Below are 6388 nucleotides of genomic sequence, written 5' to 3'. Positions count from 1 at the left end.
TATCCCTGCGCGCACCAGTTCGTGGTCATCAACAAGAAGAACGCTAATCAAGGAAAATTCTCCAAAATAAGGGAGTAACGCAATCAATCAGCCTCTGTCATCTAAACAGATATTACTTGGTTTTCAGTAAAGAATGAATACAGATTAATACTTACTCTCGGTTAACTATGGCCAGGTTGGTAGACCCCTGCGCCACCTTTGTTGCGATTAATCCACTGGTTAGCGGATAAAAAACCATCAAGCCTTTTCGGCTCAATACATTACCACCATGATACGCCATTTTACGCCATCTGGCGGGAAAATTAATCGTTGTTTTCTCTAAACCAGATAATAACCACACGGCCAATCATTACACGTAACCATATGAATTACAAAAAGATAACAAAATTATGCCATTTTTAATCACGTACAAACCGCTGTAGTGAAACCCTTATTCAGGATACATAACCGTTGTTGACGGTGAAAAGGTGACATTTCAAGAGAAAATAACCAACTTAAATGTCAATAGGTTGCAGTTAAAATAGTTATTCACAACATCGAATTAAGCCAGTATTACTTTATAAAATTCACGCTATCCGAGGGCGCGCACATCCGGTAGCTAACTATAAATGAGTATGCGAAGGAATTACACCACTAACAGAAAAAAAGGCCTTGCCCACCTGTCCACAGCGGCATAAAGCCCCCACCACACGGCCTCACACGATACGAACCTCCCATGCTGTGCTATACTCCGCGCCCTCAATGAGGCACGGGGTCTGCCTGGGTGAGTCGGCAGCCGGTCGTTGTGCATCTAACCACATTTCACATTTCACTTCAGGCTTATGCCTTAAAATTCAGGAGATAAAATGAGCAACGTTGACTTCACTACGTCTGCAAACCCGGAAGCGCTGGCCACCGAAGTTGCTTGCCTAAAAGCGACTTTGACGTTGATATTAAAGGCAATTGGCCAGGCTGATGCCGGTAAAGTGATCATCAATCTGGAGCGTTTTGCCGCTAAGGTGGATGATCCGGATCAAGCTGAAATCTTCAAGAACAGTATTCAGCAGATCAAGCACGCCTACCGCCAATAATCCGCGCGTTATCAGGCCCTCGTCTGGGGTCTGATAGCGGCTTGGTGATGTAATGACTACCACATCCCAGCGGTTGAATGATAAGTTTGGCGACAGAATATTTTCGTCCTTTTCTTATATCAACATTCATCCTAGCGCGTTGATTATCAGATTAACAAACAACAATAGGATTAGTCCCATTTAAACATTAATAATATTGTGGGATTTTTATTACCCCATTATTGTTCATCACCAATAAATAGCCCTATAAACGAGAGATACCCCCCCCCTCTTCGCCCAGGCATCCGCACGTGCATACTGCCAAGCACCGTTTTCTTTGGGGTAATTGGCCCGCAAGGCGCGGGCAGGGTTGGATTACACTCAGACTACTAATTATCTGACTACCATCACCGAGATCTTGGCGTGGCGGACAATAGCGGCCGCATTCGAGCCGAGTAGGTAGGTTTTGACACTAGGACGGCGGGAACCAATCACGATCAGATCGGCTGCGATTTCCTCGGCAAGTTGCAACACCTCATCACGTGGCGAACCGAAGCTGATGGTATAAGAAAGACGATCCAATGGCAGGTCGATCTCCGCCATGAGCTTCTTCAGCCCCTCCACCGCCTTCACTTCAGCCTGATTTTCAAACTCTTTGATGCCAAACGAATAGGCGGTCACAAACGCCGAGGCATCCGGCAAGGCATGGAAGAAATGCACCTTGGCCCCGGACATCTTGGCCAGATACACCACATGTTCGAGCGCATGTTCAGTCAATACATCTTCTGCAAGATCTACCGGTACTAAAATGGTCTTGTACATATTCAATCCCCTCTTTGTATTACCGTGATGAGCATAGCTTACCGCTGGCCAGTGGGAGCTTGTACCTATTTATGATGCTTTTGTGATCGGCAGGTGTTCCCGGTGGGGACTCGGCCTTTTGTCCACCTTTGCTCAACCAATGATTTTTACTTTTGTGATTTGAACCGCAAATCCAACCAAATGTGTGCTGCACGCCCGGCGATCCTCTGCCAAGCCGCGCCAGCTGCAGAGATAAACTGATTAGAACTCAACTGCTCCCCGCACAAAAAGCCCCGCTACCGCTCCCTAAGCACAGGCAGGTATTAGGATTAGTTTAAACGACCCTTGGCATTAGTTTTTCTCATGCGAAGTTTATAAGACCCTGTTTAATCAATAAGATAACCACTTCCAGCACTGTTCTTTTGCCCCGGTAAAGAGTAATCTTTCGCCCCCTGGACGTCCGATTTGCCTCCCCTGAGTAAAGAATAATCGGCTTTTATCCCACCTGATTATGTTGTAAATATGTTGCGCAAAGGTGGTGATATTGAGTTACCTTAATTTTTGCCGGAAAAACCGGCTAATACAGATAAAAAAGAGCCACTTCAGAGCTCGCCATTCCACTCATGACAGGTAAAAACAGGACAGTATACGATGGTAGATCATTCTAAAATAGCAGTGGACGCCACGCCCGGATCAGAAGATCACCTAAGGCGAAACCTCTCAAACCGACATATCCAGCTGATCGCTATCGGCGGTGCTATTGGTACAGGTTTGTTTATGGGTTCCGGTAAGACCATCAGCCTGGCCGGGCCTTCCATCATCTTCGTGTACATGATCATCGGCTTTATGCTGTTCTTCGTGATGCGCGCGATGGGCGAACTGTTGCTCTCTAATCTGCAGTACAAATCTTTCAGCGACTTTGCCGCCGATCTGCTCGGCCCCTGGGCAGGGTTTTTCACCGGTTGGACTTACTGGTTCTGTTGGGTGGTCACCGGCATTGCCGACGTGGTGGCCATTACCGCCTATGCGCAGTTCTGGTTCCCCGATCTCTCCCAATGGATTGCCTCTTTACTGTGCGTGTTGCTGCTGCTCAGCCTGAACCTGGCAACGGTGAAAATGTTCGGTGAGATGGAGTTCTGGTTTGCGATGATCAAAATCGTCGCAATTGTGGGTCTGATCATCGCCGGTCTGGTCATGGTGGCAATGCACTTCGAATCCCCAACCGGCAGCGTGGCTTCCTTCTCCCACTTATGGAATGACGGCGGCATGTTCCCGAAAGGCATCAGTGGCTTCTTTGCTGGCTTCCAGATTGCGGTGTTTGCCTTTGTGGGTATTGAACTGGTGGGAACCACCGCGGCCGAAACCAAAGATCCGGAAAAAGTGCTGCCGCGCGCCATCAACTCTATCCCGATCCGCATCATCATGTTCTACGTCTTCGCGCTGATCGTGATTATGTCGGTAACCCCTTGGAGTTCGGTGGTGGCTGATAAGAGCCCGTTCGTTGAGCTGTTCGTGCTGATCGGTCTGCCAGCCGCAGCCAGTGTGATCAACTTCGTGGTGTTGACCTCTGCCGCCTCTTCCGCCAACAGCGGCGTTTTCTCCACCAGCCGTATGCTGTTCGGCCTGGCTCAGGAAGGCGACGCGCCTAAATCCTTTGCCAACCTGTCCAAACGTGCGGTACCGGCGAACGGCCTGACCTTCTCCTGTATCTGTCTGCTGGGCGGCGTGGTGCTGATCTACCTGATCCCGAACGTCATGACCGTGTTCACGCTGGTCACCACCGTGTCGGCCATTCTGTTCATGTTCGTCTGGACCATTATTCTGTGCTCGTATCTGGTCTACCGTAAGCAACGGCCGGCACTGCACCAAAAATCGATCTACAAGATGCCTGCCGGTAAGTTGATGTGCTGGGTATGTATGGCGTTCTTCGTCTTCGTGCTGGTGCTACTGACGCTGCGCGATGACACACGCCAGGCGCTGGTCGTCACGCCGCTGTGGTTTATCATTCTGGGGATCGGTTATCAGTTTGTCCGCCGTAAAAAGGCGGCCTGACCCAGTGATTGCAACGCCGCGTTCCCACGCGGCGTTTTTACAGGTGCTGCATTCAACGCCCTACGTCAACGCTGCTGGCTTTGGTTTACGCCGGATACGCATCTCACTGACAATCACCCCCAGCACAATCAATCCTGCACCGATCAGCGCCAACCCGGGCAAACGCTCACCGGCGATACGGCCGACAATCCCAGCCCATACCGGCTCACCGGCATAAATAACCGTGGCACGGGTAGGTGAGACGCTGCGTTGTGCCCAGTTCATCGTCAGTTGGATCACCGCACTGGCTACTCCCAGCCCTATCGCGCTGTAAAGCAGATAGTTGGAAAACGCCGGAACCGACTCCCCGGTTGGCGCCATCATCAAAAACGATAACACCGACGCAGTAGCAAGCTGCACAATGGTAACCCGCCGCACGTTAACCTTGCCCGCAAAAGCACCAATCAAAATCACCTCAATGGCGATCGCCAGCGCACTGACCAACGTCAGGAATTCACCCCCGCTGAATGCCAGGCTGGAACTGCTTGGCCCGCTCAACAGCATCAGCCCGACGAAGGCCAGCAGAATGCCAATCCAGGACATGATCCCCGGCATACGGCCAAGGACCAACCACTGCAATAACGGTACAATCGGCACGTACATGGCAGTAATAAACGCCGACTGGCTGCTGGTGATGGTTTGTAGCCCCATGGTTTGCAGGCCGTAGCCACACATGATCGAGGTACCGATAAACACCCCGGCCTTGATTTCGTACCAGGTCATCCCCCGCAGCGAACGCAGGGAGAACAGCACCAGCGCCAGTGTCGCGGTACCAAAACGTAGTCCGACAAAAAAGAAGGGCCCACTGACCAGCATCGCCTGATGCACGGCCAGAAAGGTGCCGCCCCAGATCATGGTGATGAGAACCAGCACGGCTTCCTGGGGTTTGATCTTCAGAAACAGCGTGGGAGTAGAGTTTTTCTTGACCGTTGACACTGACTTGCCCTTCCTGCTGGGTGCAATAAAATCACAATTTCTGCCAGTATGAGGAAAAGGCTAGCCATGGGCAACAGCATGCCGGATGAGCAGCATGACTCGCCGCCCGCGGCCAAGAGTTGGCAACAAATCCTCCAGGATCTTTTTACTCTTCCTGTGCCGGGACTTCCGGCAGAGTTTCCAACGGTGGCTGTATCCCCTCAGAAATGTAATCTTTGGCAGCCAGGGTGCTCTCGTTGCCCATAGCGTCTTCCACTACCACATGTTTGATAGCGCCATCAGAAAGTATCACTCGCTTAATGCCACGTTCGGGTTCCATATCTCCTCCCTGTGTGAATGTCTGCCCCTCAAGTTTAGCCTCTACGGCACCTGTCGGGTCGCTCTCTTGGTGTTTATCTGAATGCCCCTCGCATTATTTATCACATCCCTCTGTTAACGAAGCTCCGTACGGCAAGACAAAACCATCACTGCCAGTGATACATAGAAGACGAGCCATCAATCATCCCCATCTTGTTTGCAGAACCCGAGCAGGGTTAAAATGCCGCTCAACCTACCGCTCACCCATTGAACGTCTGGTCGATTAAAGCTCTGTCCGCCTGGCAGCCCACTAAAGCCAGGCGTTCTGTTTTTTGCGTACTGCAAAGGGAAATAAGTCAGTGTCTAAAGATTTTGATGAACTAATAAGAGACATGGATCTTATTATAGAAAATGTAGACAGTTTCAAGGCTATGGCCCCACGCATGCCGCCACCGGCGGTAGAAGCGCCGCCAACAGCCCACTCCTACGATTCATTCTGCGAAAACATTGCGCTGAAAGTGGTATTGAAGGTGCTGCTGTCATCGGTAGACAAGATCGTCAAAGTGCAAATCGCCAACCGGGTTGAGCAAGAGATCACTCAGATCGAACAGCAGGTCGTCTTGGCCGGCGGTGGCCCGGTCGCGCCCGAAGACCTGGCACAAATGACCCACTACGTGCGCCGTACCGTGCACGACTTGCTCAATTGAGTTCCGCTAGAAAGCGGTGGTGCATTGGGGGAAGGAGGGTTTCAGACCGGATAGAATGGCTTGGCAAGTACTGGCATTCGGTAACGGTTAAATAACTCTCGGGCATACCCGAATCAAGCGTACTCCAGGCGTTTCGGTTGCAAACCAGGCGTCTGGAGTTTCGTCACCTTCACGGCTTTCGCCGGATCGCCAGCCACAAACTCCAGGGTGGGCGAGTAGTAAAAAGGCAACCAGGCCTCGAAATTCTCTTCCCACTCCCATTTGACCGGGCATGGCCACAGAATATCTTCGTGCAGAATGTAATAGATCCACCTCCCATGTGGGCGGCGTGGCTTAAGTGTTTTCATAATGCCATCAATACTTTCTCACCTGTTGCGAACTGGCCGCGAAATCGGTCGGTCAGCCATAATACCTCAGTGGAGCCACTTGAAGCGAGGAACACCACGAAACGCGGTGCTTAACAGGTAATTATACGATAACGGCACGGATTTTGCGGCAAAGTAGCGG

Annotated in this window: 7 protein-coding genes; 3 read left to right on the top strand and 4 right to left on the bottom strand. The window is 51.0% G+C overall.

Translation table 11 applies throughout. From position 1 onward, the window contains the following. The first annotated feature begins 845 nt into the window (after positions 1 to 845). A complete protein-coding gene (locus ACLQ7H_RS09165) occupies positions 846 to 1070 on the top strand; it encodes a DUF2594 family protein (protein WP_411752390.1) in 225 nt (74 codons plus the stop codon). 372 nt (positions 1071 to 1442) lie between these two features. Here ACLQ7H_RS09165 and ACLQ7H_RS09160 read toward each other — a convergent pair whose 3' ends face one another. Continuing rightward, entirely contained in the window at positions 1443 to 1871 is a 429-nt protein-coding gene (locus ACLQ7H_RS09160; RefSeq protein ID WP_411752389.1) for a universal stress protein, read from the bottom strand. Between the two features lie 630 nt (positions 1872 to 2501). Here ACLQ7H_RS09160 and cycA point away from each other — a divergent pair. Continuing rightward, on the top strand, positions 2502 to 3902 hold the full coding sequence (gene cycA, locus ACLQ7H_RS09155; RefSeq protein WP_411752388.1) for a D-serine/D-alanine/glycine transporter: 1401 nt from the start codon (positions 2502 to 2504) through the stop codon (positions 3900 to 3902). Positions 3903 to 3962: 60 nt separating this feature from the next. On the opposite strand, the gene ACLQ7H_RS09150 is transcribed toward cycA, so the two are convergent. Both ACLQ7H_RS09150 and ACLQ7H_RS09145 read right to left on the bottom strand, forming a co-directional pair. Then, on the bottom strand, positions 3963 to 4877 hold the full coding sequence (locus tag ACLQ7H_RS09150; protein WP_411752387.1) for a DMT family transporter: 915 nt from the start codon (positions 4875 to 4877) through the stop codon (positions 3963 to 3965). A 145-nt stretch (positions 4878 to 5022) separates the two neighbouring features. Next, on the bottom strand, positions 5023 to 5196 hold the full coding sequence (locus ACLQ7H_RS09145; RefSeq protein ID WP_411752386.1) for a hypothetical protein: 174 nt from the start codon (positions 5194 to 5196) through the stop codon (positions 5023 to 5025). Between the two features lie 370 nt (positions 5197 to 5566). On the opposite strand from ACLQ7H_RS09145, the gene ACLQ7H_RS09140 reads away from it, so the two are divergent. Continuing rightward, positions 5567 to 5881, top strand: coding sequence for a hypothetical protein (locus ACLQ7H_RS09140; RefSeq protein WP_024528493.1), 315 nt, complete (start codon positions 5567 to 5569; stop codon positions 5879 to 5881). Positions 5882 to 5994: 113 nt separating this feature from the next. Here the strand turns inward: ACLQ7H_RS09140 and ACLQ7H_RS09135 are convergent, their stop codons facing one another. Continuing rightward, positions 5995 to 6228 (bottom strand): hypothetical protein, encoded by a 234-nt coding sequence (locus tag ACLQ7H_RS09135; protein WP_202729080.1) that lies wholly within the window; start codon positions 6226 to 6228, stop codon positions 5995 to 5997. Between the last annotated feature and the right edge of the window lie 160 nt (positions 6229 to 6388).

It is taken from the genome of Serratia sp. (in: enterobacteria), assembly GCF_046715635.1.
Classification (GTDB): domain Bacteria; phylum Pseudomonadota; class Gammaproteobacteria; order Enterobacterales; family Enterobacteriaceae; genus Chania.
The sequence above is the reverse complement of the archived record's forward strand: the minus strand, read 5'-3'. Positions and strand labels throughout refer to the sequence as shown.

Coding starts and splice junctions, on each gene's coding strand:
- ACLQ7H_RS09165 (WP_411752390.1), top strand. CDS start 846: ATGAGCAACGTTGACTTCACTACGTCTGCAAACCCGGAAGCGCTGGCC.
- ACLQ7H_RS09160 (WP_411752389.1), bottom strand. CDS start 1,871: ATGTACAAGACCATTTTAGTACCGGTAGATCTTGCAGAAGATGTATTG.
- cycA (WP_411752388.1), top strand. CDS start 2,502: ATGGTAGATCATTCTAAAATAGCAGTGGACGCCACGCCCGGATCAGAA.
- ACLQ7H_RS09145 (WP_411752386.1), bottom strand. CDS start 5,196: ATGGAACCCGAACGTGGCATTAAGCGAGTGATACTTTCTGATGGCGCT.
- ACLQ7H_RS09140 (WP_024528493.1), top strand. CDS start 5,567: ATGGATCTTATTATAGAAAATGTAGACAGTTTCAAGGCTATGGCCCCA.
- ACLQ7H_RS09135 (WP_202729080.1), bottom strand. CDS start 6,228: ATGAAAACACTTAAGCCACGCCGCCCACATGGGAGGTGGATCTATTAC.